This window comes from Streptomyces sp. NPDC041968 (genome assembly GCF_055589025.1).
Window position 1 is genome coordinate 237,833 of sequence record NZ_JBVJCB010000003.1, and the last position, 25,289, is coordinate 263,121.

Consider the following 25,289-nt stretch of genomic DNA (forward strand, 5'->3'; position numbering starts at 1 on the left):
GAAACAACGCCGCACGTGAAACAAGACCGCATGTGAAACGACGCCGTGGGGCGGGAGACCTTCAGGTCTCCCGCCCCACGGCGTCGCGCACCGGCCCGGCGAAGGTCAGCGGGGTTCGTCACCCTCAGCCGCCTCGTCCTGTGCCTGCTTGGCCTGGACCTCGGGATCGAGGATCGCCTCACCGGTGCCGTCCACCGACGTCAGCCGCCCCGACTCCGGAACCTCGGTCGCCTCCGGAGGCTCCACCAGCCAGTCCGGGTTGGCCTGCTTGTCCCACCACTTCCAGGCGGCGAAGGCGCCGCCCGCGACGACCCCCGCCACCGCCAGGACCTTGGCGATGCGCCCGGCCCTCGCCCGTCGCTGGTGCCTGCGCGTCAGCTTCTGGATCTCCTTGGCCGTGACCTGGCCCCGCAGCGCGGCCAGCGCGGCGGCACCCCGCGCGGCGGCCTCGTCCCTGACGGGCACGGCCGCGGCGACCGCCTGCTCGATCCTCGGCTTGGAGTAGTCGGCCGCCTGCCGGGCGGCCAGGCGCGTGCGGACGGCGGCCTCCTGGGCGGCCGCGTCCACCTTCGGCGGCACGTGCGTACGGGCCTGTTCCAGGTACGGCGCCACATGCGCGCCGTACTGGAGGCGAGCCTGGCATGCGGCCTGCGACACCTTGGGCGCCAGCCGTCCGCGCGCCTCCTGTGCGTAGTGCGCGGCCCTGTCCTTGGCCGTGTCGGCGTAGGGCGCCACCACTTCCGCGGCGTGCAGCACGCTGTCCTTCGCCGAACCGGTCGCGGCGCGCACGCTGTCGATGCGGGTCACGGGTTCCTCCTCCTCGGTGGCGTACGGTAATTCGACTTTCCACCCTTTTACGGATCATGCCTGCGGACGCACTGCCAGGCATGTGAGGGCGGGCATCCGGGTCACGGACGATGCCTGTGGGATCTGTGGGATCTGTGGGCTTTGCGGGGCAAAGGATGACGAAGTCGCGATCAAAAGTCGATCAACCTCGATAACGGATGAATACCGGGCAACGGGAGCCTGTCGACGACAATGCCACGGATCGGCGCCCCGTGCTCGTGACCCAGCGGTACTCGTCGTAGTCGTAGCACCTCCTCTCGTCCCCCGAGCGGGTATCCGCAACCGGCGTCGCCGAATCGGAGCAGGATCAGCCCGCCGGTCGACGTACGCGCCCTGGGCCGTGCGAGGATCGGTGGGCACGAGAAGACGACGGAAGGCACACCGTGGCCGAGCAGCTCTACGCCACCCTGAAGACCAACCACGGCGACATCGAGGTCCGGCTCCTGCCGAACCACGCCCCCAAGACGGTCAGGAACTTCGTCGAGCTCGCCCAGGGCGAGCGTGAGTGGACCAACCCCGAGACCGGGGAGAAGACCACGGCCAGGCTCTACGACGGCACGGTCTTCCACCGGGTGATCAGCGGCTTCATGATCCAGGGCGGTGACCCCCTGGGCAACGGCACCGGTGGCCCCGGCTACCAGTTCGAGGACGAGTTCCACCCCGACCTCGCCTTCGACAGGCCCTACCTCCTGGCGATGGCCAACGCCGGACCCGGCACCAACGGTTCCCAGTTCTTCGTCACCGTCTCCCCGACGACCTGGCTGAACCGCAAGCACACGATCTTCGGTGAGGTCACCGACGCCGGCCAGAAGACCGTGGACACCATCGCCGCCGTGCAGACCAACCCCCGCACCGACCGGCCGCTGAGCGACGTCGTCATCGAGTCGGTCGTCGTCGAGACCCGCGAGGGCTGACCGCGCGGCCACCGGGCAGGAACCAAACGCCCCGCTCATCCGTAAAGATGGGCGGGGCGGTGCGATTGCGCACACCGCTCGCAGGACGACCGAGGGGACGCCATGGACCACGCGGCAGCCAACTCACCCGATGCCCAGGGCCTGCCCGGCTGCTACCGCCACCCGGACCGTGAGACCGGCATCCGCTGCACCCGCTGCGAGCGCCCCATCTGCCCGGACTGCATGGTCAACGCGTCCGTCGGCTTCCACTGCCCCGACTGCGCCGCCGGCCGCACGGGAGGCCACGGGCCCGCCCCGGCCGCCGCCCGGCCGCGCACGCTGGCCGGGGGCACCATCGCCGCCGACCCGCACCTGCTCACCAAGATCCTCATCGGGATCAACGCGGCGGTGTTCCTCGCCGTCCACGCCCTGCCGGACTCGTTCCTGAGCGACATGGTGCTGATCGGGCGCTGGCCCCCGGCCCCCTTCGTCCCCACCGAGGGCGTCGCCGAGGGCGAGTGGTACCGCCTGGTCACCACGGCGTTCACGCACGAGGAGATCTGGCACATCGGCTTCAACATGCTCAGCCTCTGGTTCCTCGGCGGCCCCCTGGAAGCGGCCCTCGGCAGAGCCCGCTACCTCGCGCTCTACCTGGTCTCCGGTCTGGCCGGCAGCGTCCTCACCTACCTGCTCGCCTCACCCAGCACGGCCACGCTCGGCGCCTCCGGCGCGGTCTTCGGGCTCTTCGGCGCCACCGCCGCGCTGGTCCGCCGGCTCAACGCCGACATGCGCCCGGTCGTCATCCTCCTGGCGATCAACCTGGTCTTCACCTTCACCTGGGCCAACATCGCCTGGCAGGCCCACATCGGCGGCCTCGTCGCCGGTGCCGTCATCGGCTACGCCATGCTCCACGCCCCACGCGAGCGGCGGGCCCTCGTCCAGTACGGCAGCTGTGTGCTGGTCCTCGTGGTGCTGGTCGGACTGACCCTGTTGAGGACCGCGCAGCTCGCCTGAGCGCGAGTTTGTCCACAGCGGGTGCCCGATCTTGTGCATAGCGTACGGGAACAGGTGTGCCCCCTGTCACTGACCCGTGTTTCCGCAGGTCAGGCAGGGGGCGAACATGTTTTCGGTTGCCGGTACTTCCGTCACACCGGCGTCAACGCCCGGTGGGTTATCCACAGATCGTCTTTCTTTTCCCCACCGTGTGGACAGCGCCTGTGGATAACTCCGTGGATAGCCCTGGGCAGAGGTATCCCGGAGCGCCGCCTGGCTACTTCCACTGCGTGGAGACACCGAATCCGGCGGCGATGAAACCGAAGCCCACCACGATGTTCCAGTTGCCCAGCGAGTCGATGGGGAGGGAACCGTCGGTCACATAGAAGAGGACGATCCAGGCGAGGCCGAGGACGAACATGGCCAGCATGACGGGCGCGACCCAGCTGCGGCTCGTCAGCTTGATGCTGGTCGCCTGCTTCGAGGGCGGCGGCGTGTAATCGGCCTTCTTGCGGATACGTGACTTCGGCACGAGGGTCTCTCCTGTCGATGCGCTGCGTGGCCGCGCAGGGAACGGGGTCGGGGACTTCGAGCGCTCCCCCGGGCGTCCGTTAGCGTAGTGCTTCCGTGGCGCCGAAGGAGATAAGGGTACGTTGAGCAATTCTGCCGACTCCCCCCAGGCGGGATCCAGCCCTGTCCGCCGGAGCCGTTTCCGGCCCGTGCGGATCCTCACGGCGGCCGTCTTCGCTCTCGCGGGGCTCATTTTCTTCACCAGCTTCGACACCGCCAAAGGCACCGATATCCGTACGGACGCCTCTTTGCTCAAGTTGTCCGACCTCATCCATGAGCGCAGCCGGGAGAACGGCGGCCTGGAGGAGTCCAACGCCGCCCTGCGCGACGACATCGACGCGCTCGCCGACCGGGACGACGGCAGCACGAAGGCCGAGGACGACGAACTCGCGGAGCTGGAGAAGAAGGCGGGCACGCACAAGCTGAAGGGCGAGGCGATATCGGTCACGCTCGACGACGCCCCGCCGGACGCCACCGCCAAGCTCCCCGGCTACCCGGAGCCGCAGCCCGACTACCTGGTCATCCACCAGCAGGACCTCCAGGCGGTCGTGAACGCGCTGTGGCAGGGCGGCGCCGAGGGCATCAAGGTCATGGACCAGCGGCTGATCTCCACCAGCGCGGTGCGGTGCGTGGGCAACACCCTGATCCTCCAGGGCCGCGTCTACTCGCCGCCGTACAAGATCCAGGCGGTCGGTGACCCGGAGCGCCTGAAGGACGCGCTCGCGGCGTCGCCGACGATCCAGAACTACATGGTGTACGTCAACGTCTACGGGCTCGGCTGGAAGGTCGAGGACGACGGGAAGGTGACGCTGCCGGGCTACTCCGGCACGGCGGACCTGCACTACGCCCAGCCTGTGGATTGACGCCGTTCCGGAGGGCATCACGCCGTTAGTCTGGGTGCGGTACGGCGTGAGTCTGGCGCCGTGGTGCGACGGAAGGGACGGCATGTACGGCTGGATCTGGCGGCATCTGCCGGGGAACGCGTGGGTGAAGGCGCTGCTCTCACTCGTGCTGGCGGTGGCCGTGGTCTACGTCCTCTTCCAGTACGTCTTCCCGTGGGCCGAACCGCTGCTTCCCTTCAACGATGTGACGGTGGACAACCAGTGAGCGCGCGCATCCTCGTCGTCGACAACTACGACAGCTTCGTCTTCAACCTGGTCCAGTACCTCTACCAGCTGGGCGCCGAGTGCGAGGTGCTGCGCAACGACGAGGTGTCGACGGCGCACGCGCAGGACGGCTTCGACGGCGTGCTGCTCTCCCCCGGGCCGGGCACGCCGGAGCAGGCGGGGGTCTGCGTGGAGATGGTGCGGCACTGCGCGGCGACCGGGGTGCCGGTCTTCGGCGTCTGCCTCGGCATGCAGTCGATGCAGGTGGCGTACGGGGGTGTGGTGGACCGGGCGCCCGAGTTGCTGCACGGCAAGACCTCGCCGGTCGAGCACGCGGGCCGGGGCGTCTTCGCCGGTCTGCCCTCGCCCTTCACGGCGACGCGGTACCACTCGCTGGCGGCGGAGCCGGCCACGGTGCCGGCCGAGCTGGAGGTGACGGCGCGGACGCACGACGGCATCGTGATGGGGCTGCGGCACCGGGAACTGCCGGTCGAGGGCGTGCAGTTCCATCCGGAGTCGGTGCTCACCGAGCACGGGCACCGGATGCTGGCCAACTGGCTGGCGGAGTGCGGCGACCAGGGCGCGGTGGCGAGGTCGGCGGGGCTCGCCCCGGTGGTGGGCAGGGCCACGGCGTGACCGCGCTGCGCCCCGAGCGCGACTCCGGCGCGGCCGGTGACCAGGGATCCCCGTACGGACAGCCGTACGGGGATTCCGGTGCGTTCGGGGACGGCCGGCACGAGGACTTCTCCTCCGGCGGGGCGCACCGGCAGCCCCTCGACGACGAGACGGTGGCGCTGCGGGTCCCCGACCCGCCCCCGCAACGGCGGGCCTCCGCCCCCGGCACGGACGGTCCGGCCGGCGGGGGGCGCGCCGCCCGCAGGAAGGCGGCCAAACGGCGTCACGGGCGCCGTGGCGCCTCCCGCGGGCCGTCGACGCACTCCGAGTCGTCCACGGCGCCGAAAGCGCCTCTGTCGCGCGTGGAGGCGCGTCGGCAGGCCCGTGCGCGCAAGCCGGGCGCCGCGGTGATCGCCAGCCGGGCGATAGGCGAGGTCTTCATCACGACCGGCGTGCTCATGCTGCTGTTCGTCACCTACCAGTTGTGGTGGACGAACGTGCGGGCGCAGGCGCAGGCGGACAAGGCGGCGAGCAACCTCCAGGACGACTGGGCGAGCGGCAGGCGCAATCCGGGGACCTTCGAACCGGGGCAGGGCTTCGCGCTGCTGCACATCCCCAAGCTGGACGTCGTGGTGCCGATCGCGGAGGGCATCAACAGTAAGAAGGTGCTGGACCGGGGCATGGTCGGGCACTACGCCGAGGGCGCCCTGAAGACGGCGATGCCCGACGCGAAGACGGGCAACTTCGGGCTGGCGGGGCACCGCAACACGCACGGGGAGCCGTTCCGGTACATCAACAGGCTGGACCCGGGCGACGCGATCGTCGTGGAGACGCAGGACGAGTACTTCGTCTACAAGATGGCCTCGATCCTGCCGGTGACCTCGCCGAGCAACGTGAGCGTCCTCGACCCGGTGCCGAAGCAGTCCGGCTTCAAGGAGCCCGGCCGCTACATCACCCTCACCACCTGCACGCCCGAGTTCACCAGCAAGTACCGGATGATCGTCTGGGGCAAGATGGTCGAGGAACGGCCGCGCAGCAAGGGCAAGCCGGATGCGCTCGTCAGTTAAGGGCGGATGACCAGTGGCATCGACCACCGACACGCAGCACCAGGAGCACGCCGGCGAGGACGGCCCACCGCGCTCCCCGGCACGCCGCCGCGGCCCCGGGCGGATCGTCGCCCAGGCCGTCAGCGTCTTCGGTGAACTCCTCATCACCGCGGGCCTGGTGCTCGGCCTGTTCGTCGTCTACTCCCTGTGGTGGACGAACGTGGTCGCCGACCGCGCGGCGGACGAGCAGGCCGACAAGGTCCGTGACGACTGGGCCCAGGACCGGGTCGGGCCGCACGGCCCCGGGGCGCTCGACACCAGGGCGGGCATCGGCTTCCTGCACGTCCCGGCGATGGGCAACGGCGACATCCTGGTCGAGAAGGGCACGTCGATGAAGATCCTCAACGACGGCGTGGCCGGCTACTACACCGACCCGGTCGAGTCGGCGCTGCCGACCTCGGGCAAGAAGGGCAACTTCTCGCTCGCGGCCCACCGCGACGGGCACGGGGCGAAGTTCCACAAGATCGACAAGATCGGGAAGGGTGACGCGATCGTCTTCGAGACCAAGGACACCTGGTACGTCTACAAGGCGTACGCCGTCCTCCCCGAGACGTCGAAGTTCAACGTCCGGGTCCTCGACCCCGTCCCGAAGGAGTCCGGCAAGAAGAAGGCCGGGCACTACATCACCCTGACGACCTGCACGCCGGTGTACACGAGCCGCTACCGGTACGTGGTGTGGGGCGAGCTGGTGCGCACGGAGAAGGTCGACGAGGAGCGGACGCCGCCGGCGGAGCTGCGCTGACCGGTTCCCCCGGCGGCCGAGCGGCCCGGCGCGCACGACGGAGCCCCGGCCCCTCGGGTGAGGGACCGGGGCTCCGTCGTCGGCCCGTACGGCGGGTCAGTCGTCGTTGCCGCGGAGGCCGCCGATGATGCCGCCGCCGTTGTCACCGCCGCCGTTGCCGCCGCCGTTGCCCCCGACGGTGGTGAGGGTGATCTGGGTGGCGGCCGGGTCGTCGACCTCGGTGCCGGGCTGCGGGTCCATGGCGATGACCACCGCGTTGTCCTCGCCCGGAGCGCCCGGGGCCACCTGGACGTTGGTGAAGCCGCTCTGCTGGAGGATCTGCCGGGCCTCCGCGAGGGACTTGGTGCGGACCTCGGGGACCTTCGTCTTCTGCACGGCCTTGCCGACGACGATCGTCACCTTCGAACCCTTGTCGACCGTCTGGTTCGCCGCCGGCGTCGTGGAGATCACCTTGTCGACCTGGTTCGGGTCGTTGGTGGGCTGGTCCGTACAGGTGGCCTCGAGGTCGTTGTTCTGCATCTGGGCCTTGGCCTCGTCGCAGCTGCGGCCGAGCACGTCGGGCACGGTGGCCCTCTCCTCGGCCTTGGCGACCTCCAGGGTCACCGTCGAGCCCTTCTCCAGCTCGGTGCCCGGATCCGGGTCCTGGCTGAGGACCGTGCCCTCGTCCTGCGAGGACTCGGTCTGCTTGGTCTCGACCTTGAAGCCCTTGTCCTCGAGCTGCTGCCGTGCCTCGTCGATGTTCTTGTCGATGACGTTGGTCACGGCGACCTTCGGCGCGCCGGTCGAGACGACCAGATCGACGGTGGACTTCTTCTTGACGTCGGTGCCCTGCTCGGGGTTCTGGGAGCAGATGTTCCCCTTGGGCTGCTCCTCGCAGGGCTCCTGCTTGAAGGTCAGCTCCAGATCCGAGTTGGTCGCCAGCTGCTGGGCGTCCGCCTTGGTCTGGCCGACGAAGGCGGGCACCGGCACGCTGTCGTTGCTCGGCCCCCCGTCGTCGCCGAAGACCTGCATGCCGATCAGGATCGCGCCGACCAGGACGAGGACGCCGGCCAGCACGAGGAAGATCGTCGAGGTGTTCGACTTGCGCGGCTGCTGGCGTCGCCGGTCGGGGCGCTCGTCGTAGCCGTAGCCGCCGTCGTCCGGGTTCATGGGCGGCAGCATGGACGTGGCGCCCGCGCCCGCGTCGGAGCGCAGGGCGGTCGTCGGCTGGTCGTCCGGGTAGGCGCCGTAGCCCCCCGCGGCCATGGCGCCCATCGCGGCGGTGGCGGCGACGGGCTGGCCGTCGAGGCACGCCTCGATGTCGACCCGCATCTCGTCGGCCGACTGGTAGCGGTAGTCCGGGTCCTTGACCAGGGCCTTCAGCACGATCGCGTCCATCTCGGGCGTGATCTCGGGGTCGAAGACGCTGGGCGCCTGCGGTTCCTCGCGTACGTGCTGGTAGGCGACGGCGACCGGGGAGTCGCCGACGAAGGGCGGCCGCACCGTCAGCAGCTCGTAGAGCAGGCAGCCCGTGGAGTACAGGTCGGACCGGGCGTCGACCTGCTCGCCCTTGGCCTGCTCCGGGGAGAGGTACTGGGCGGTGCCGATCACCGCGGCGGTCTGGGTCATCGTCATGCCGGAGTCACCCATGGCGCGGGCGATGCCGAAGTCCATGACCTTGACCTGGCCGTTGCGCGTGAGCATGACGTTGGCCGGCTTGATGTCGCGGTGGACGATGCCCGCCCGGTGCGAGTACTCCAGGGCCTGGAGGATGCCGATCGTCATCTCCAGCGTCCGCTCGGGCAGCAGCTTGCGGCCGGAGTGGAGCAGCTCACGGAGCGTGGAACCGTCGACGTACTCCATCACGATGTACGGGATGGACACGTTGTCGATGTAGTCCTCGCCCGTGTCGTAGACCGCCACGATCGCGGGATGGTTGAGCGAGGCGGCCGACTGGGCCTCCCGGCGGAAGCGGGCCTGGAAGGACGGGTCGCGCGCGAGGTCCGCGCGCAGTGTCTTCACCGCCACCTGGCGTCCGAGCCGGGTGTCATGAGCGTGGTAAACCTCCGCCATGCCACCACGACCGAGCACGGGGCCCAGCTCGTACCGGCCGCCGAGGCGACGCGGCTCTTCCATGGTTACCTACCAGCCCTCTCCGTCGGTCCCGACCGGCATGCTTGTACGGTCGGAGGCTGCCGTCCGGCCTACCGTACCCGGCTCGTTCCGGGTGACCTGGCCAAGCTCGATACCCGATACAGGACCGGTATCGCAACGTGCGCCTATGTGAAGGGGACGTGACCGGAGTCACGTCCTGTTCAGCCCGTGGTCACTTCCTGCTGTCCAGAACGGCCTCCATCACGTTCCTCGCGATCGGCGCCGCGAGGCCGCCTCCGGAGATGTCGTCGCGGACGGCGTTCTCGTCCTCGATCACCACGGCCACCGCGACGGGCGCGCTGCCGTCGTCGCCCTTGGCGTACGAGATGAACCAGGCGTAGGGGTTCTCGCTGTTGTCGACACCGTGCTGCGCGGTACCGGTCTTGCCACCCACGGTGACGCCGTCGATCTTGGCGTTGGTTCCCGTGCCGTCCTCGACGACGGTCTCCATCATGGACTGCAGGATCTGGGCGTTGTCCGCGGAGAGAGGCTCGCTCATCTCCTCGGGTTCCGTCTTCTCGATGGTGTCGAGGTTCGGGGCCTGGAGCTCGTCGACCATGTACGGCTTCATCAGCTTGCCGTTGTTGGCGATGGCCGAGGTGACCATGGCCATCTGCAGGGGGGTGGCGGCGGTGTTGTACTGGCCGATGGAGGAGAGCGCGGTCTGCGACGGGTTCATGTCGTCGGAGAAGACCGAGGCGCTGGAGCGGACCGGGACGAACTGCTCCTCGGTGAAGCCGAACTTCTTGGCCGTCTCCAGCATCTCGTCGTTGCCGAGGTCGGAGCCGATCTTGCCGAAGACCGTGTTGCAGGAGACGCGCAGGGCCTCGCGGAGGGTGGCGTTCTCGCAGGGGAGGTCGCCCTCGTTGGGCAGTTCGGTGGTGGTGCCCGGCATGGTCCAGGGCAGCGGGGAGTCGGTCTTCTCGTCCGCCGAGTCGTACCTGCCGTGCTCCAGGGCGGCGGCCGCGGTGAGCACCTTGAAGGTGGAACCGGGCGGGTAGACCTCGCGCAGCGCGCGGTTGAGCATCGGGTCGTTCGGGTTGTTCTTCTTCTGGAGCCGGTTCCAGGCCTCGCCCGCGGCCTCGTTGCTGCCGGCGATCGCGGTGGGGTCGTACGACGGGTACGAGGCCATCGAGAGGATCTTGCCGGTGGACGGTTCGAGCGCGACGACGGCGCCCTTGGCGCCCTGCTTCTTCAGACCGTCGTAGGCGGCCTTCTGCGCGGCGCTGTTGAGGGTGGTGACGACGTTGCCGCCCTCGCGCTTGCGGCCCGTGATCATGTCGAGGGTGTTGCGGAAGAAGAGCCGGTCGTCGTTGCCGGTGAGGATGCCGTCGTCGATGGCCTCGAGCTGGGTCGCGCCGTAGGCCTGGGAGACGTAACCGGTGACGGGCGCCCACATGGCGCCGTCCTTGTAGGTGCGCTTGTACTTGAAGTCGCCCTTGGTGGTGGCGTGTCCGGTGATGGCCTTGCCGTCGACGATGATGTCGCCGCGCGGGGTGGCGTACCGCTCGATGGCGACCCGGCGGTTGTGCTCGTCCTCCTTGAGCTCGTCGGCCTGGACGTACTGGAGCCAGTTGTCGCGGACGAGCAGGGTGAGCACCAGGAGGCCGCAGAAGATCGCGATGCGGCGCAGCGGCTTGTTCACGGTCGGACCACCTGGGTCATCTCGGCGTCTGGGTTGGCGGGAGCGGCGGGTGCCGGTCTGCGCGCGGTGTCGCTGATGCGCAGCAGGATGCCGATCAGGGCCCAGTTCGCGATGACGGAGGAGCCTCCGTACGCCAGGAAGGGCATGGTCATACCGGTGAGCGGGATGAGGCCCATGACACCGCCGGCGACGACGAAGACCTGGAGGGCGAAGGCGCCGGACAGGCCGATGGCCAGGAGCTTGCCGAAGGGGTCGCGGGCGGCGAGGGCGGTGCGCACGCCGCGCTCGACGATCAACGCGTAGAGCAGCAGCAGCGCCATGAGACCGGCCAGGCCGAGTTCCTCGCCGAAGGTGGCGAGGATGAAGTCGGAGTTGGCGGCGAAGCGGATCAGCTCGGAGTGGCCCTGGCCCCAGCCGGTGCCGAGGGTGCCGCCGGAGCCGAAGGCCCACAGGGCCTGCATGGCCTGCTCGGAGTGGCCCCCGACGCCCGCGCGGGAGAGCGTGTACTCCTTCATCGGGTCGAGCCAGGCGTCGACGCGCTGCTGGATGTGGGGCTCGAAGCTGGCGACGCCGACGGCGCCGACCCCGGACATCAGCAGACCGAAGACGATCCAGCTGGTCCGCTCGGTGGCCACGTACAGCATGATCACGAACATGCCGAAGAACAGCAGCGAGGTGCCGAGGTCGGTCTCGAAGACCAGGATGAGGATCGAGACCATCCAGACGACCAGGATGGGGCCGAGGTCGCGGCCGCGCGGCAGGTAGAGGCCCATGAAGCGGCGGCTGGCCAGGGCGAGCGCGTCGCGCTTCACCATCAGGTAGCCGGCGAAGAAGATCGCCAGGACGATCTTGGCGAACTCGCCGGGCTGGATGGAGAAGGAGCCGACCTGGATCCAGATCTTGGCGCCGTAGATGTTCTTTCCGAGGCCGGGCACCAGCGGCAGCAGCAGCAGGAACAGCGCGCCGACCATGGAGATGTAGGTGTAGCGCTGGAGGACGCGGTGGTCCTTCAGGAAGATCATCACGGCGACGAACAGGGCGATGCCCATCGCGGTGTACATCAGCTGGCGGGGCGCGGCGGTGCCGGCCTGCTGGATGTCCTGGAGCAGCTCGGACTGGTCCAGGCGCCAGATGGCGACGAGCCCCAGCCCGTTCAGCAGGGTGGCCAGCGGCAGCATCAGCGGGTCCGCGTACGGGGCGAACTTGCGCACGACGAGGTGGCCGACGCCGGCCAGCAGGCCGAGGCCGAGCCCGTAGCTCAGCAGGCCGGCGGGCACCTCGTCGTTGATGGCCAGCCCCACGTTGGCGTAGGCGAAGACCGGGATGAGGACGGCGAACACGAGCAGTGCCAGCTCGGTGTTGCGCCGGCTCGGCGCGCCGATGGCGCCGATCGTGGACGTGTGGTGCGTCGGCGAGTTGGTAGTACTGCTCATCGTGTGACAGGGCCTCTCACGGCTTGCCTACTGCTTACCGCACAGCGAGACGACCTTCTGCTCTTCCTCCGAGAGGGTCGGTCCTGAGCCTGGAGTGGGTGCGGTCGTGGACGGGGACTCGGACGATTCGGGTGCCTTCGGCGACTGCGACGTGTTCGGTGACGCGTTCGGTGTCGGTGAGGCCTTGGACGTGAAGGAGGCGGGAGTGGTTCCCGTGGTGCCTCCGGCCTCGCCCTCGCCCGTCTTCGCGTTCTTCTCGGTCTCCGCGGTGCGCCGGTCGGCCTGCTTCTTGCAGGCGGAGGCCTGCACCGCGAGTTCCTCGATCTTGGCCCGGGCGTTGTTCAGGTCGCTCTCGGGGATGGTGGCCTCGACCAGTTTCTGCTGGTAGGGCGGCAGGTACTTGAGTTCGATCTCGGGGTGGTCCTTCTGGACCTTCGAGAGCGACACCCAGGCGAGGTCCTGGCTGATGCCCCGGTACAGCGCGAGGTGGTCGTCCTTGGTGCCCACGTAGTACTGGGTCTGCGTCCAGCGCCAGCCGCCGTAGACGCCGCCGCCGATGACGGCGAGGGCGAGGGCGGTGTACAGGGACCTCTTCAGCCACCGGCGGTTCTTGCGGGGTTTGACGAAGTCGTCGGGGCCGTAATCGTCGAAGTCACCGGCGGGGAGGTAGCCGGTGGTGTCCCCACTGCCGGGCGGGCCGAACTCGCCGCCCCCGCCGCGCTGCCGGCCGAGGCCCGCGGCGCGGCCGGCCGGGGTCTGCATGATGCCGTTGTCGCCGAACTGGGCCTGGTTCTCGGCGACGGCGCCGACGACCACGGGCGTGTCGGAGAGCTGCCCGGCGAGGGTGTCGCCGGTGTCGAGGTCGAGGACGTCGGCGACGATGACGGTGATGTTGTCGGGGCCGCCGCCGCGCAGCGCGAGCTGGATCAGCTCCTGCACGGTCTCCTGAGGGCCCTGGTAGCTGGCGAGGGTGTCCTCCATCGTCTGGTGGGAGACGACGCCGGAGAGTCCGTCGGAGCAGATGAGGTAGCGGTCGCCGGCCCGCACCTCGCGGATGGACAGGTCGGGTTCGACGTGGTCGCCGCTGCCGAGGGCGCGCATCAGCAGGGAGCGCTGCGGGTGGGTGCCCGCCTCCTCCTCGGTGATCCGGCCCTCGTCGACCAGGCGCTGCACCCAGGTGTGGTCCTGCGTGATCTGCGTGAGGACGCCGTCGCGCAGCAGGTAGGCGCGGGAGTCGCCGACGTGCACCATGCCCAGGCGCTGGCCGGTCCAGAGCAGGGCGGTGAGGGTCGTGCCCATGCCTTCGAGGGCGGGGTCCTCCTCGACCATCTGCCGCAGCTGGTCGTTGGCGCGCTGCACGGCGGTGCCGAGGGAGGTGAGGATGTCCGAGCCGGGCACGTCGTCGTCGAGGGCGACGATGGTGGAGATCACCTCCGAGGAGGCCACCTCGCCGGCGGCCTGGCCGCCCATGCCGTCGGCGATGGCGAGCAGGCGCGGACCGGCGTAACCGGAGTCCTCGTTGCCCTCCCGGATCATGCCCTTGTGCGATCCGGCGGCGAAGCGCAGTGACAGACTCATGCGCACCTCGCCCGTCGGCTCCGACTGCAGCCGGTCGTGTCGAGCCACACTGCCCACCCTCCGGTCGGGAGCGCGCCGGGGCCCGGGGTGCCGGCCGCCGCTGCGTGCTCGCTCCGCTCGCGCTCATTCATTGGTGTAGCACTACTTCCGCAGCTCGATGACGGTCTTGCCGATGCGGATCGGCGCGCCCAGCGCAACGGGCGTGGGGGTCGTCAGCCGGGACCGGTCCAGGTACGTGCCGTTGGTGGAGCCCAGGTCCTCGACGATCCACTGACCGTTCTGGTCCGGGTAGATCCTGGCATGGCGGCTGGAGGCGTAGTCGTCGTCCAGCACGATCGTCGAGTCGTGTGCCCGGCCGAGCGTGATGGTCTGGCCCTGGAGGGCAACGGTGGTGCCGGTGAGGGTGCCCTCCGTCACGACCAGTTTGGTGGGCGCGCCCCGGCGGCCCCGGCCGCCGCTCTGCTGCTGGCGCTGCGGTGGAGGCGCCTGGCCCTGGCGCGCGGTGGCCTGCTGTGGTCGGGCGGCTTCGCGCCGCGCCCCGCGCTGGGTGACCCGCGTACCGAACAGGTCGCTGCGGATGACCTGCACGGCCACGATCACGAACAGCCACAGTACGGCGAGAAAACCCAGCCGCATGACCGTGAGGGTCAGCTCTGACATTGCCCCCGGATCACCCTTCGGCTTGCCTGTAGATAACGGTGGTGCTGCCCACGACGATCCGCGAGCCGTCGCGGAGCGTAGCGCGGGTGGTGTGCTGCCCGTCCACCACGATGCCGTTGGTGGACCCGAGATCCTGGATCGTCGAGGGCGTTCCGGTCCGGATCTCGCAGTGCCGGCGGGAGACGCCGGGGTCGTCGATCCGCACGTCGGCCTCGGTGCTGCGTCCGAGCACGAGGGTCGCGCGGGAGATCTGATGGCGGGTGCCGTTGATCTCGATCCAGTGGCGGGTGCGTCCGCCGGGCGCGGGCGCGGCCGGGGGCTGCTGGCCGCCCGCGGGCTGCGGGTAGCCGTATCCGCCGGGGCGGCCGCCGGGCGGCGGCGCGCTCGGCATGGGCGGGGCGCCCGCGGGGGCGGCGGGCTGCGGGTATCCGTAGCCACCGCCCGGGGCGCCGGGCCGCCCGGAGGGGGCGGGGGGCGCGGCCGGGCCCGAGGAGGCCGGGCCGCCGCCCTGGTGGCTGCTGGAGGAGGCGAGCGTACGGCTGCGCACCCGGTACAGACCGGTGTCCAGGTCGTCGGCCTTCTCCAGGTGGACCTTGATCGGTCCCATGAAGGTGTAGCGCTGCTGCTTCGCGTAGTCCCGGACCATGCCGGCGAGCTCGTCGCCCAGCTGGCCGGAGTAGGGGCTGAGGCGCTCGAAGTCGGGCGTGCTCAGCTCCACGATGAAGTCATTGGGTACGACGGTGCGGTCGCGGTTCCAGATGGTCGCGTTGTTGTCGCATTCGCGCTGGAGCGCTCCCGCGATCTCCACGGGCTGCACCTCGGACTTGAAGACCTTTGCGAAGGTGCCGTTGACCAGACCTTCGAGACGCTGCTCGAACTTCTTCAGGACTCCCATGGGGCACCTCCTCCGTCGCTGCCGTCCTGTCCACTGCCGTGCGCACTGCTGCCTTGCGTACTGCCGCCCTGTGTCCTGCCCGGATGTGTACCGCTCACCCGCGCACTGTCCACCTGGTACTGCTTACTGATCGTATCCACGCGCCGGTCGATCGGCTGGTTCCCCCTGTCGGCCCGGTCGACGGGTGTCGACGCCTCTCGGAGTTCCCGCCGAAGGTCCCCTTCGAACTCCCGGGGTCCCACGGGAGGCGCTCCCGCAGGTACTCATGCCCAGGATCGTAGGGGCGGCCGCAGACCAGTGTCCCGCACCTGACCGCGGACCCCTACCGGCTCCGGGGGAGACGGCCCGGACCGGTACGAGGTTGATACGTGAACGGCCAGGAGCCGGGACGAGTGCCCGAAGGAGGGCGGGCGCCCCGGTCCCCCGGTGCCTCCCGCCTGGAAAGGGATGTGAATCCACCCCTTCCAGCGTGCTAATGTTCTCGTGTCGGAAGGCGCCGGACCGCAAGGAAAGGCCCCGAGGACACACCCAATGCGCGGGTGGCGGAATAGGCAGACGCGCTGGATTCAGGTTCCAGTGCCCGCAAGGGCGTGGGGGTTCAACTCCCCCCTCGCGCACCAGTCGAAAGCCCCCCAGGTCTCGGACCTGGGGGGCTTTCGCGTGTCCGCTTCCGGTGCGTCTTCGTCCGGTGCGCCGTGGTGCTGTGAGGAAGGTCTCAGCTCTCCGGGCGCCACAGAGCGGGCACGTGGGGCGGTTCCCATCCCGTCATCGAGGTGTGCGCCTGGAGGCAGCGGTAGGAGCGGCCGCCGTGGGTGACGCGGTCGCCGACGGCGTACGGGCGGCCGGCCGCCCAGGTGCCGCTCGGCGGGTCGGTCGGCGGGTCGGTGGGGTCCGGGCCGGGGGCGCCGTCCGCGTCCAGCACGAAGTCGAAGGTGGCCTCCCTGCCGCCGCCGACACCGCGGACGTTCATCAGCAGGGCCGGGTCGAAGAGGGCGTCCGTGCCGTTGCGGGGCTCGCCGGGGAAGTACAGCTGGGTGGTCAGAACGGGTTCACCGGGGGCCTGCGCCTTGACGTGGATGTGCCGGGTGCGGCCCGGGTAGAGCCCGGGGACGATCGTCCGGAGGGTGAACCGGCCCGCCGCGTCGGTGAACTGGTGGCCGCGGAAGGCGTATCCGGCCATGTCGTAGGCGCCGGCGTTGTCGGCCTGCCAGAAGTCGACGAGGACGCCGGGCAGGGGGAGGCAGTTCCGGCCGAACACGTAGCCGCTGACGGTCAGTCGGGTGCCGGCGGTGCCGGGAGTCACCAGGTCGGTGCGGAGCGGGGAGTCCGGTTTGAAGTAGGGGCCCTCCATCTGGTCCGGCGTGGGGTCGTCGCCGTCGTCGCAGAAGGGGGTCGGCGGCAGCGTGCGGCCGGTGGAGGAGCGGGCGGCGTCCCGGGCGAGCGCGAGGGAGCCGGTGGCGAGCAGCGGGACGGCCGCGCCGGCGGCGACGGCGGCCCGCAGGAGCGTCTTGCGGCTGACGCCGCGGTCGGCGTCGGGGCCGGGGCCCGGGCCGGCGGTCTCCGGGGCGGGGCCGGCGGGGGTGGCGGGCGTGTCGGAGGTCATGGCGGTTCCTCGGTCTCCTCGGTGGGGGTGGTCCCTGGGGGAGGCGGACGGTGCGTACGGCATCCGGGACGTCGGGGACGGGAGCGCGCCCTCCGGCGCGGGGCAGGCTGCTGTTCTGCGGAGGGCGCGCCCCGGGGTGATCGCTGGCAACCGTAGGCGCGACGGTGAGGGCACGGGCACCCTCTGTTCCGCCCTCGGCCTGGCGTTATGCGCGGGTGGTGGAGGGTGGGGGGGGAGGGGGTGTGCGCGGGCGTTCGTAGGGGTGATGGGAGGGCGTGTGCGCTGGTTTCGCGCGGGTGGTGCAGGGGCTCGTGCGGGAGTGTCGCGGGGTGGTGGACGGAACCGCGCGTGGGTGTCGGCGGGGGGCGTGCGCGGGTGGTGCAGGAGAGGGCGTGCGCGGGTCGTCGGATAGGGCTCGTGCAGGAGTGTTGTGGGGGTGGTCGGGCGGGGTCGTGTACGGGCGGATCGACCGGGGGTACGGTCGTGGCGCGGTGACGCCGGTGGACGACGGCGGGCCGGTGTGGGCGGGCGAGGCCCGGGCCCGAGCGCGGCTCGGGTCGTGTGCGAGGGGAACGGAGAGGCGGCCGGGATGACGGATGCGAAGCCGGGGGCGCGTACGGACGCGGGGGTGCCCGCGGGCGCGGAAGGGGGCGGGCGGTTGCCGGTCGTGCCGGGGTTCGCGGAGTGGCCCCGCGGCGGCTCGCCGAAGGCCGAGGGCAAGGCGCTGCGCACGCGCGTCCCGCGCTCCGCGCACGCCGCCCTCGACCTGGACGGTTCCCGGCCGGACGCGGTGAGCGCGGTCGAGGAGTCCAACCGCGGCCGGATACCCGGGCTGATCCCGCTGCGGGCGGGACGGATGACGGCCACGCCGTTCGCCTTCCTGCGCGGGTCGGCCGGGCTGATGGCGTACGACCTGGCGCGCACGCCGACGACCGGGATCGGCGCCCAGATCTGCGGCGACGCGCACGCAGCCAACTTCGGTCTCTACGGTGACGCCCGCGGTGACCTGGTCATCGACCTGAACGACTTCGACGAGACCGTCTTCGGCCCCTGGGAGTGGGACCTCAAGCGGCTCGCCGCCTCCGTCGTCCTCGCGGGCCGGGAGGCCGGCGCCGACGAGGACACCTGCCGTAAGGCCGCCCACGACACGGCCGGCGCCTACCGGCGCACCATGCGGCTGCTGGCCAAGCTCCCGGCGCTGGACGCCTGGAACGCCATCGCGGACGAGGAACTCGTCTCCCACAGCGACGCCCACGACCTGCTCGGCACCCTGGAGCGGGTCTCCGAGAAGGCGCGGGCCAACACCAGCGGGCGCTTCGCCGCCAGGTCGACCGAGTCCACCGGGGACGGCGGACGGCGCTTCGTGGACGCTCCGCCGGTGCTGCGCCGGGTCACGGACGAGGAGGCGGCGGCGGTCGCGGCCTCCCTGGAGCAGTACCTGACGACCCTGTCCGAGGACCGGCTGCCGCTGCTGGCCCGCTACGCGGTGCACGACGTCGCCTTCCGGGTCGTGGGTACCGGCAGCGTGGGCACGCGGTCCTACGTCGTGCTGCTCCTGGACCATCGCGGCGAGCCGCTCGTGCTCCAGGTCAAGGAGGCCCGGCCCTCCGCGCTGCTGCCGCACCTGGCGACCGCGGGCTTCGAGGTCCCCGAGGTGGCGCACGAGGGGCGCCGGGTGGTCATGGGGCAGAAGCGCATGCAGGTGGTCAGCGACAATCTGCTCGGTTGGACCTCGGCCGACGGGCTGCCGTACCAGGTGCGCCAGTTCCGCAACCGCAAGGGCAGCGTGGACGCCACGGCGCTGGCCGCCGACCAGATGGACGACTACGGGCGGATGACCGGGGCCCTGCTGGCCCGCGCCCACGCGCACAGCGCCGACCCGTGGCTCATCGCCGGCTACTGCGGGAAGAACGACGAACTGGACGAGGCGGTCGCCGCCTTCGCCGTCGCCTACGCCGACCGCACCGAGGCCGACCACGCCGAGCTGGTCGCCGCGGTGCGGGCGGGCCGGGTCGCGGCGGAGCGGGGGGTGTGAGGACGTTCTCGGGGCGCCGGTGTCCGCCGCGCGGACCGGAGGGGGCGGGCGGATCGTGGCCTAGGCTGGACGGGTGACGACGCCGGAAGCTGAGCCCGAGCAGGGGGGTGCGCCGCGTCCCGAGGAACGGCTGGAACTGGCCGTACGGGCCGCCGAGCAGGCACTCATCGAGTACGAGATCGCGCTGGAGACCTTCCGTGTGGAGGTCGAGAACTTCTCGCGGCTGCACGAACAGCGGCTGGGCCCGGTGTACGCCCGGCTCGAGGAGCTGGAGGCGCAGATCCTGGAGGCCCGGGCCGCGCGCACCGGCGACGCCGAGGACCGGCGCCGGGCCGACGAGGCACGGGCCGCGCTGCTGCCGATCCCCGGGGTCGAGGAGCTGCTGAACGGCTGGATGGACGGGGACGGGCTGTTCCCCGAGGCCACGGCGATGCTCACCGACCAGGCGGTACGGCCGCCGCAGCGGGTGCGGCCCGGCGAGGAGGCCCGCAGGCTCTACCGCGAGCTGGCCCGCAAGGCCCACCCCGACCTGGCGCAGGAGGAGGACGAGCGGGTCCGGCGTGAGGAGTTCATCACCCGGGTCAACGCCGCCTACGCCCGCGGTGACGAGGCCCAGCTGCGGGAGCTGGCCGAGGAGTGGGCCGCCGGTCCGGTGCCCGAGCGGCGCCCGAGCCGAGGCGAGGAGCTGTACGCCCGTCTCGAATGGCTCGACCGGCGCAAGGAGATGCTCACGCTGCTCGCGAAGGAGCTGGAGGAGAGCGCGATCGGCGCCATGCTCCGGCTGGCCCCGGACGATCCCGACCGTCTGCTGGAGGAGATCGCCGAGCAGTTGGCGACCCAGGTGCGGGAGCGGGAGTCGGAGCTGGCGGCGGCGCGCGGGCAGGACTGAGCCGGGGCGGTGGCTCCGGTAGCGTCTGGGGCATGAGTTTCGGAGCTGGTGTGCCCACGGTCGAGGTCACGGACCTCAAGGACGGCGACTTCCTGCTGGACGTCCGCGAGGACGACGAGTGGCAGGCGGGTCACGCCGCCGGGGCGCTGCACATTCCCCTCAGCGAGTTCGTGGCCCGGTACGGTGAGCTGACCGAGGCCGCGCCGCAGGACGGGCGGGTCCACGTGATCTGCCGATCCGGGGGACGTTCGGCCCAGGTCACCATGTACCTGACCCAGCAGGGCGTCGACGCGGTGAACGTCGACGGCGGCATGCAGGTGTGGGCCGCGGCCGGCCGGCCCGTGGTGGACGGCAAGGGCGAGCCGGGGCACGTCCTCTAGGACCGTGCGGCGGGCCGTCCGGTCCGTCCCCGCGTCACCGCGGGCGCGTCGGCGCACGCCGGTTGCCGGACGGTGGATGTGGTGACGGCCACGGCGCCGTCGGTCCGCCGGGGGCTGTGCGGGCGGACGGTCCTGAGTACCGTTCCCGTTCGAACGCTGCCGAGCAGCCGCACGAGGGGCGCCCGCGTGCCCGGAGGGGCGGGACGGGAGCGGAACGACGGATCGGGACCGGAACGGGGCGGGATGGACGCGTACGACACAGGCTCGGACGCCCGGCAGGGGCGTGACGAGCGGGAGGGCCGGGCCGAGCGGGAGCGCTCGGGGCCCCCGGAGCGCGAGGGATCGGGTCCACCCGAACCGGAGGGCTCGGACGGGTCCGGCCATCCCGAACGGCCGGAAACGCCGGAAGAGCCCGAACAGCCACGCGAGCCCGCCCGGCCGGAAGAGTCGCACGACTCCGCCCGGCCGAAGCAGTCGCACGAGTCCGCCCCATCGCAACAGCCGTACGAGCCCGTCCGGCCGGAGCAGTCGCGCGAGCCCGCCCGGTCCGAGGTCGAGGGCGGGGTCGGGGTCGGGGTCGGGCCTCTGGGGGAGGCCGTGGAGCCCCGTACCGGTGTCGCCGCGCTCTCCCCGCGCTACCAGGTCGGGGCCGTGGTGGCCCTCGCGGTCGTCGCGGCCGCCGTCTGCGCGCACATAGGCCTGGTCTTCCTGCACGTGGCCCCGTCGAACACGCTCACCAAGCAGCACGGTGCCGCGGTCGACGAGTGGATCTTCCCGGAGTTCGAACAGAACTGGAAGCTCTTCGCGCCCAACCCGCTCCAGCAGAACGTCTCCGTCCAGGTCCGCGCCGAGGTGAGCGAGGCGGACGGCTCCATACGCACGACCGGTTGGTACGACCTGTCCGCCGAGGACGGCCGGGCCATCGACGGCAACCCGCTGCCGAGCCACACCCAGCAGAACGAACTCCGCCGGGCCTGGGACTTCTTCGTCGCGAGCCACGACTCCGACAACCGCCCGGTGGGCCTGCGGGGCACGCTGTCCGAGACCTATCTGCGGCGCATCGCGGTGCTGCGCCTGGACCGTGCCGAGGCCGCCGAACCGGGCGGTGTCGTCGAGCGCGTCCAGTACCGTTCCCGGACCACGAACGTGAAGCCGCCCTCCTGGAGCGGCGAGAAGGTCTCCGAACGGGCGACGTACCGCGAGCTGCCCTGGTGGCCGGCGTCCACCCGTGAGAAGGAAGGGGAAGCCGCGTGAACGGCCTCACCCTCTCGGTCTCCCGCGGTATCGCCCGCGTCACCGGCGCCGCCCTCGGTCCCTACCAGACCGCCGTGATCCGCATCGGGTTCAGCGCCACCTGGCTGCTCTTCCTGCTGCGCGAGCTTCCGCACCGCGACGAGCTGTACGGGCCCGGCAGCCCCTGGACCCACGACCTCGCCGAGCAGCTGATCGCCGACAACGGCGCCTTCACGGCGCTGATGTGGTCCGACGGGCGGGTCTGGTTCGAGATCGTCTACGCGCTGGCCGTGCTGAGCAGTGTGCTGCTCCTGCTGGGGTGGCGTACCCGGACCATGTCCGTCCTCTTCATGGTCGGCGTGCTCTCGCTGCAGAACCGCAGCGTCTTCATGGGGGACGGCGGCGACAACGTCCTGCACCTGATGAGCATCTACCTGGTCCTCACGCGTTGCGCCCAGGTGTGGTCGCTGGACGCGCGCCGGGCGCGGCGGGAGGACGAGGCCCGCGCGTGCGGGGTGCGTGTCGTCGACCGGGCCGGTCCGGCGCTGTGGTGCGTGTTCGGGTTCGTGCTGCTCACGGTGACGCTGGCGGGCGGACTGGACGGCGACTGGTTCGTCCCGGCGCTGCTGTGGGCGGTCTGGGTCGCGCAGGGCGTGTGGTGGGCCGTCGGGCGCCTCGGCGGGAGCGGCGAACCGCGTCTGCTGCTGGACGTGATCACCAACATCGTGCACAACGGCGCGCTGGTGGTGATCATGGCCGAGGCCTGCCTGATCTACGCGACCGCGGGCTGGTACAAGATCCAGGGTTCGCGCTGGCAGGACGGCACCGCGGCCTACTACCCGCTGCACCTGGACTACTTCTCGCCGTGGCCCGCGCTCTCCGACGCGCTGACCGCCAACGGCACGATGGTCATGCTCATCACCTACGGCACGGTCGCCGTGCAGGTCGCCTTCCCGTTCACGCTGTTCAACCGGCGGGTCAAGAACGTGCTGCTGGCCGCCATGATGACGGAGCACGCGGTGATCGCCGTGGCGCTGGGGCTGCCGTTCTTCTCGCTGGCGATGATCGCCGCCGACGCGGTCTTCCTGCCGACCTCGTTCCTCCGCCGTGCGGGGGCCCTGGTGGTGCGGGTGCGTGACCGGCTGGCGGGCCGGCTGACGGGCCGGGCACGGGCCGGGCGCGGAGGCGGTGGCGATGGCGCGGCGGCGGTGCCCGGCCCCCGGGACGGATCGGGCGGACCGGACGCCGGGGACGGGGACGGCGCGCGGGCCGCGGCCGGGGACAAGAGGGACGCCGGGCAGGCGCACGTAGGCTTCGGGGCATGACCGACTCCGACCTGCTGGGCGCCTGGCGCCGGCACGCCGGTGCGTGCGTGCTGCTGGACGGTTTCCACGCCCTCAAGCACGCGCTGCGTTTCGGCGCCGAGGTCCCGGTGGCCGTCACCGGCGACCGCGCGGGCGCCCTGGCCCTCGCCGACGAGCTGGCTCCGGACGTACGGGAGGCCCTGGACGCTCTGCTGGCCGAGGTGCCGCAGGAGACCTACGCCTCCCTCGTCCCGCGGCCGCACCCCACCGCGGTGGCCGCCCTGGCCGTACGACCCGCGCGGGAGGCCCATCTGCGGGCGCTGGGGCACCTGCCCCGCGCCGCGCCCGTCGTCGTCCTCGACCAGCCCCGCAACCTCGGCAACGCGGGGGCGGTGATCCGGCTGGCCGCCGGCTTCGGGGCGACCGGTGTCGTCACCACCGGCACGCTCGACCCGTGGCATCCCACGGTGGTGCGCGGCGGGGCGGGGCTGCACTTCGCGACCGTGGTGGAGCGGCTGGAGGTCGCTCGGCTGCCGCCGGGCCCGGTGTTCGCGCTGGACCCGGAGGGCGAGGACATCCGCGGGCTGGAGCTGCCGGACGACGCGCTGCTGGCGTTCGGCTCCGAGCGCAGTGGGCTCTCGCCCGAGCTGCGCTCGCGTGCCGACCACCTGGTGGCGCTGCCGATGCGCCCCCAGGTCTCCAGCTACAACCTCGCGACCAGCGTGGCCATGACGCTGTACCACTGGAGCGCGACCGGGGGCGCGGTCCGGGCCTCCTGAGAGGCGGTGCCGGGGCGGGGCCTAGGCCTCCCGGCGCACCTCGACCACCCGGAAGCGGTTCGCGACGAACGCGCCGTCGCACAGGGCCGCGTTGGCCGCCGGGTTGCCGCCCGAGCCGTGGAAGTCGGAGAAGGCCGCCGTCTGGTTGACGTACACCCCGCCGGTGAGGTTGAGGGAGAGCTGGGCCGCCTCCTCCAGGCAGACCTCGCGCACCGCCTCCTCGACCTCCGGGTCGGTCGTGTACGCGCCCACCGTCATCGCGCCCTTCTCCCGGATGCTGTGCCGCAGCAGCTCCACGGCGTGGCCGGCGGAGTCGACGGCGACGGCGAAGGAGACGGGGCCGAAGCACTCGCTGGTGTAGGCGGCCTCGTCGTCCGGCTTGGCCCCGTCCAGCTTGACGATCACCGGGGTGCGCACGGTCGCGTCCGGGAACTCCGGGTGGGCCACCTCGCGGGAGGCCAGGGCGACCTCGCCGAGGCCGGCGGCGGCCTCCAGGCGGGCCTTGACGTCCGGGTTGACGATCGCGCCGAGCAGGGCGTTGGCGCGGGTGTCGTCGCCGAGGAGTCCGTCGACCGCCCGCGCGAGGTCGGCGGTCACCTCGTCGTAGGACTTCGCGCCCTGGTCGGTGCGGATGCCGTCGCGGGGGATGAGCAGGTTCTGCGGGGTGGTGCACATCTGGCCGCTGTAGAGGGACAGGGAGAAGGCCAGGTTGGACAGCATGCCCTGGTAGTCGTCGGTCGACTCCAGGACCACCGCGTTCACACCGGCCTTCTCCGTGAAGACCTGGGCCTGGCGGGCGTTGGCCTCCAGCCAGTCGCCGAAGGAGGTGGAGCCGGTGTAGTCGATGATCCGGATCTCGGGGCGGGTCGCCAGGGTCTTGGCGATGCCCTCGCCGGGACGCTCGGTGGCCAGCGCGACCAGGTTCGGGTCGAAACCGGCCTCGGCGAGGACCGCGCGGGCGGTCCGCACGGTCAGCGCGAGCGGCAGCACCGCGCGCGGGTGGGGCTTGACCAGCACCGCGTTACCGGTGGCGAGGGAGGCGAAGAGGCCCGGATAGCCGTTCCACGTGGGGAAGGTGTTGCAGCCGATGACCAGGCCGATGCCGCGCGGCACCGGCGTGAACTGCTTGGTCAGCGCCAGCGGGTCGCGCTTGCCCTGCGGCTTCGTCCACTCCGCGGTGTCGGGGGTGCGGACCTGCTCCACGTACGCGTACGCCACCGCCTCCAGGCCGCGGTCCTGCGCGTGCGGGCCGCCCGCCTGGAAGGCCATCATGAAGGCCTGCCCCGAGGTGTGCATGACGGCCTGCGCGAACTCCATCGTCCGGTCGGCGATCCGCTTGAGGATCTCCAGGCAGACCATCGCGCGCAGCTCCGCGCCGGCGTCCCGCCACGCCTTCTGCCCGGCCCGCATGGCGGGCAGCAGCACGTCGACGTCGGCGTGCGGGTACGTCACGCCCAGCTCGATCCCGTACGGGGAGACCTCGCCGCCCACCCAGTCGTCGGTGCCGGGCTGGTCGAGGTCGAGGCGGGTGCCGAGCAGGGCGTCGAAGGCGGCCTTGCCCGCGGCCATGTCCAGGCTGCCGTTCTCCCCGTAGGCCTTGGGGTGCTCGGGGTGGGGGGACCAGTACGCGCGCGTGCGGATCGTCTCCAGCGCCTGGTCCAGGGTCGGCCGGTGCCGGTCGATCAGCTGGTGCGCGGTGAGTTCGGCGGCCATGCGGGACCAACTCCTCGTCTCACGAGCTCTCCGTCGAGTCGTGACCTGGGGGAAACCTGGGCAGAAACAGGCGGACACGGCTAGAGTAACCGAACGATCGGTCGGGACAAGGGGGACCGCCGCATCTGTGGAAAACCC

23 protein-coding genes and 1 tRNA gene are annotated in these 25,289 nt (G+C 71.3%); 14 read left to right on the forward strand and 10 right to left on the reverse strand.

Going from position 1 to position 25,289, the window contains the following annotated elements:
- Positions 1–105 precede the first annotated feature (105 nt).
- Positions 106–807 carry a DUF5324 family protein gene (locus ACZ6EG_RS09185; RefSeq protein ID WP_384689612.1) on the reverse strand — a complete coding sequence of 234 codons (702 nt, stop codon included), beginning with the start codon at positions 805–807 and terminating at the stop codon, positions 106–108.
- A 422-nt stretch (positions 808–1,229) separates the two neighbouring features.
- On the opposite strand from ACZ6EG_RS09185, the gene ACZ6EG_RS09190 reads away from it, so the two are divergent.
- Both ACZ6EG_RS09190 and ACZ6EG_RS09195 read left to right on the forward strand, forming a co-directional pair.
- A complete protein-coding gene (locus ACZ6EG_RS09190) occupies positions 1,230–1,760 on the forward strand; it encodes a peptidylprolyl isomerase (protein ID WP_391971767.1) in 531 nt (176 codons plus the stop codon).
- Positions 1,761–1,862: 102 nt separating this feature from the next.
- Positions 1,863–2,753 (forward strand): rhomboid family intramembrane serine protease, encoded by an 891-nt coding sequence (locus ACZ6EG_RS09195; protein ID WP_469602965.1) that lies wholly within the window; start codon positions 1,863–1,865, stop codon positions 2,751–2,753.
- Positions 2,754–3,009: 256 nt separating this feature from the next.
- On the opposite strand, the gene crgA is transcribed toward ACZ6EG_RS09195, so the two are convergent.
- Positions 3,010–3,264, reverse strand: coding sequence for a cell division protein CrgA (crgA, locus tag ACZ6EG_RS09200; protein ID WP_391971769.1), 255 nt, complete (start codon positions 3,262–3,264; stop codon positions 3,010–3,012).
- Between the two features lie 121 nt (positions 3,265–3,385).
- On the opposite strand from crgA, the gene ACZ6EG_RS09205 reads away from it, so the two are divergent.
- The 5 genes from ACZ6EG_RS09205 (at position 3,386) to ACZ6EG_RS09225 (ending at position 6,871) form a co-directional block, all read left to right on the forward strand.
- Positions 3,386–4,165, forward strand: a complete 780-nt coding sequence (locus tag ACZ6EG_RS09205; protein WP_356602591.1) for a DUF881 domain-containing protein — start codon at positions 3,386–3,388, stop codon at positions 4,163–4,165.
- A gap of 82 nt (positions 4,166–4,247) precedes the next feature.
- Positions 4,248–4,409: a hypothetical protein gene (locus ACZ6EG_RS09210; protein WP_043382636.1), complete on the forward strand. Its 162-nt coding sequence runs from the start codon at positions 4,248–4,250 to the stop codon at positions 4,407–4,409.
- The gene (locus ACZ6EG_RS09215; RefSeq protein ID WP_356602589.1) at positions 4,406–5,044 is read left to right on the forward strand and encodes an aminodeoxychorismate/anthranilate synthase component II; all 639 of its coding nucleotides are present in this window, start codon (positions 4,406–4,408) and stop codon (positions 5,042–5,044) included. Before ACZ6EG_RS09210 ends, ACZ6EG_RS09215 begins: the two co-directional genes overlap by 4 nt.
- Positions 5,041–6,090, forward strand: coding sequence for a class E sortase (locus ACZ6EG_RS09220; RefSeq protein ID WP_391971770.1), 1,050 nt, complete (start codon positions 5,041–5,043; stop codon positions 6,088–6,090). The genes ACZ6EG_RS09215 and ACZ6EG_RS09220 overlap by 4 nt, the downstream gene beginning before the upstream one ends.
- A gap of 13 nt (positions 6,091–6,103) precedes the next feature.
- Complete coding sequence (locus tag ACZ6EG_RS09225; protein ID WP_391971771.1) at positions 6,104–6,871, forward strand: class E sortase; 768 nt, start codon at positions 6,104–6,106, stop codon at positions 6,869–6,871.
- Between the two features lie 96 nt (positions 6,872–6,967).
- On the opposite strand, the gene pknB is transcribed toward ACZ6EG_RS09225, so the two are convergent.
- The 6 genes from pknB to fhaA form a co-directional block, all read right to left on the reverse strand.
- Positions 6,968–8,986: a Stk1 family PASTA domain-containing Ser/Thr kinase gene (gene pknB / locus ACZ6EG_RS09230; RefSeq protein WP_469602972.1), complete on the reverse strand. Its 2,019-nt coding sequence runs from the start codon at positions 8,984–8,986 to the stop codon at positions 6,968–6,970.
- A gap of 190 nt (positions 8,987–9,176) precedes the next feature.
- Positions 9,177–10,649 carry a peptidoglycan D,D-transpeptidase FtsI family protein gene (locus ACZ6EG_RS09235; RefSeq protein WP_391970911.1) on the reverse strand — a complete coding sequence of 491 codons (1,473 nt, stop codon included), beginning with the start codon at positions 10,647–10,649 and terminating at the stop codon, positions 9,177–9,179.
- Positions 10,646–12,082 (reverse strand): FtsW/RodA/SpoVE family cell cycle protein, encoded by a 1,437-nt coding sequence (locus tag ACZ6EG_RS09240; protein ID WP_053134044.1) that lies wholly within the window; start codon positions 12,080–12,082, stop codon positions 10,646–10,648. Before ACZ6EG_RS09240 ends, ACZ6EG_RS09235 begins: the two co-directional genes overlap by 4 nt.
- 27 nt (positions 12,083–12,109) lie before the next feature.
- Positions 12,110–13,660 carry a Stp1/IreP family PP2C-type Ser/Thr phosphatase gene (locus tag ACZ6EG_RS09245; RefSeq protein WP_391970910.1) on the reverse strand — a complete coding sequence of 517 codons (1,551 nt, stop codon included), beginning with the start codon at positions 13,658–13,660 and terminating at the stop codon, positions 12,110–12,112.
- A gap of 141 nt (positions 13,661–13,801) precedes the next feature.
- Positions 13,802–14,320 (reverse strand): antibiotic biosynthesis regulator FhaB, encoded by a 519-nt coding sequence (fhaB, locus tag ACZ6EG_RS09250; protein WP_053134047.1) that lies wholly within the window; start codon positions 14,318–14,320, stop codon positions 13,802–13,804.
- Between the two features lie 10 nt (positions 14,321–14,330).
- Positions 14,331–15,215, reverse strand: a complete 885-nt coding sequence (gene fhaA / locus ACZ6EG_RS09255; RefSeq protein ID WP_391970909.1) for an antibiotic biosynthesis regulator FhaA — start codon at positions 15,213–15,215, stop codon at positions 14,331–14,333.
- A gap of 533 nt (positions 15,216–15,748) precedes the next feature.
- Here fhaA and ACZ6EG_RS09260 point away from each other — a divergent pair.
- A tRNA-Leu gene (locus ACZ6EG_RS09260) sits at positions 15,749–15,835 on the forward strand.
- A gap of 95 nt (positions 15,836–15,930) precedes the next feature.
- Here ACZ6EG_RS09260 and ACZ6EG_RS09265 read toward each other — a convergent pair.
- On the reverse strand, positions 15,931–16,818 hold the full coding sequence (locus ACZ6EG_RS09265) for a dioxygenase family protein (protein WP_469602979.1): 888 nt from the start codon (positions 16,816–16,818) through the stop codon (positions 15,931–15,933).
- Between the two features lie 589 nt (positions 16,819–17,407).
- On the opposite strand from ACZ6EG_RS09265, the gene ACZ6EG_RS09270 reads away from it, so the two are divergent.
- The 6 genes from ACZ6EG_RS09270 to ACZ6EG_RS09295 all read left to right on the forward strand — a co-directional run bounded on the left by ACZ6EG_RS09270 (position 17,408) and on the right by ACZ6EG_RS09295 (position 23,438).
- Positions 17,408–18,853, forward strand: a complete 1,446-nt coding sequence (locus ACZ6EG_RS09270) for a DUF2252 domain-containing protein (protein ID WP_391970907.1) — start codon at positions 17,408–17,410, stop codon at positions 18,851–18,853.
- A gap of 73 nt (positions 18,854–18,926) precedes the next feature.
- The gene (locus ACZ6EG_RS09275) at positions 18,927–19,742 is read left to right on the forward strand and encodes a hypothetical protein (RefSeq protein WP_391970906.1); all 816 of its coding nucleotides are present in this window, start codon (positions 18,927–18,929) and stop codon (positions 19,740–19,742) included.
- Positions 19,743–19,792: 50 nt separating this feature from the next.
- Complete coding sequence (locus tag ACZ6EG_RS09280) at positions 19,793–20,122, forward strand: rhodanese-like domain-containing protein (RefSeq protein WP_366766528.1); 330 nt, start codon at positions 19,793–19,795, stop codon at positions 20,120–20,122.
- Positions 20,123–20,365: 243 nt separating this feature from the next.
- A complete protein-coding gene (locus ACZ6EG_RS09285) occupies positions 20,366–21,376 on the forward strand; it encodes a DUF5819 family protein (RefSeq protein ID WP_469602983.1) in 1,011 nt (336 codons plus the stop codon).
- Complete coding sequence (locus ACZ6EG_RS09290) at positions 21,373–22,680, forward strand: HTTM domain-containing protein (RefSeq protein WP_469602986.1); 1,308 nt, start codon at positions 21,373–21,375, stop codon at positions 22,678–22,680. Before ACZ6EG_RS09285 ends, ACZ6EG_RS09290 begins: the two co-directional genes overlap by 4 nt.
- On the forward strand, positions 22,677–23,438 hold the full coding sequence (locus ACZ6EG_RS09295) for a TrmH family RNA methyltransferase (protein WP_469602989.1): 762 nt from the start codon (positions 22,677–22,679) through the stop codon (positions 23,436–23,438). The genes ACZ6EG_RS09290 and ACZ6EG_RS09295 overlap by 4 nt, the downstream gene beginning before the upstream one ends.
- A 21-nt stretch (positions 23,439–23,459) precedes the next feature.
- Here ACZ6EG_RS09295 and paaN read toward each other — a convergent pair whose 3' ends face one another.
- A complete protein-coding gene (paaN, locus tag ACZ6EG_RS09300) occupies positions 23,460–25,151 on the reverse strand; it encodes a phenylacetic acid degradation protein PaaN (RefSeq protein ID WP_391970902.1) in 1,692 nt (563 codons plus the stop codon).
- Between the last annotated feature and the right edge of the window lie 138 nt (positions 25,152–25,289).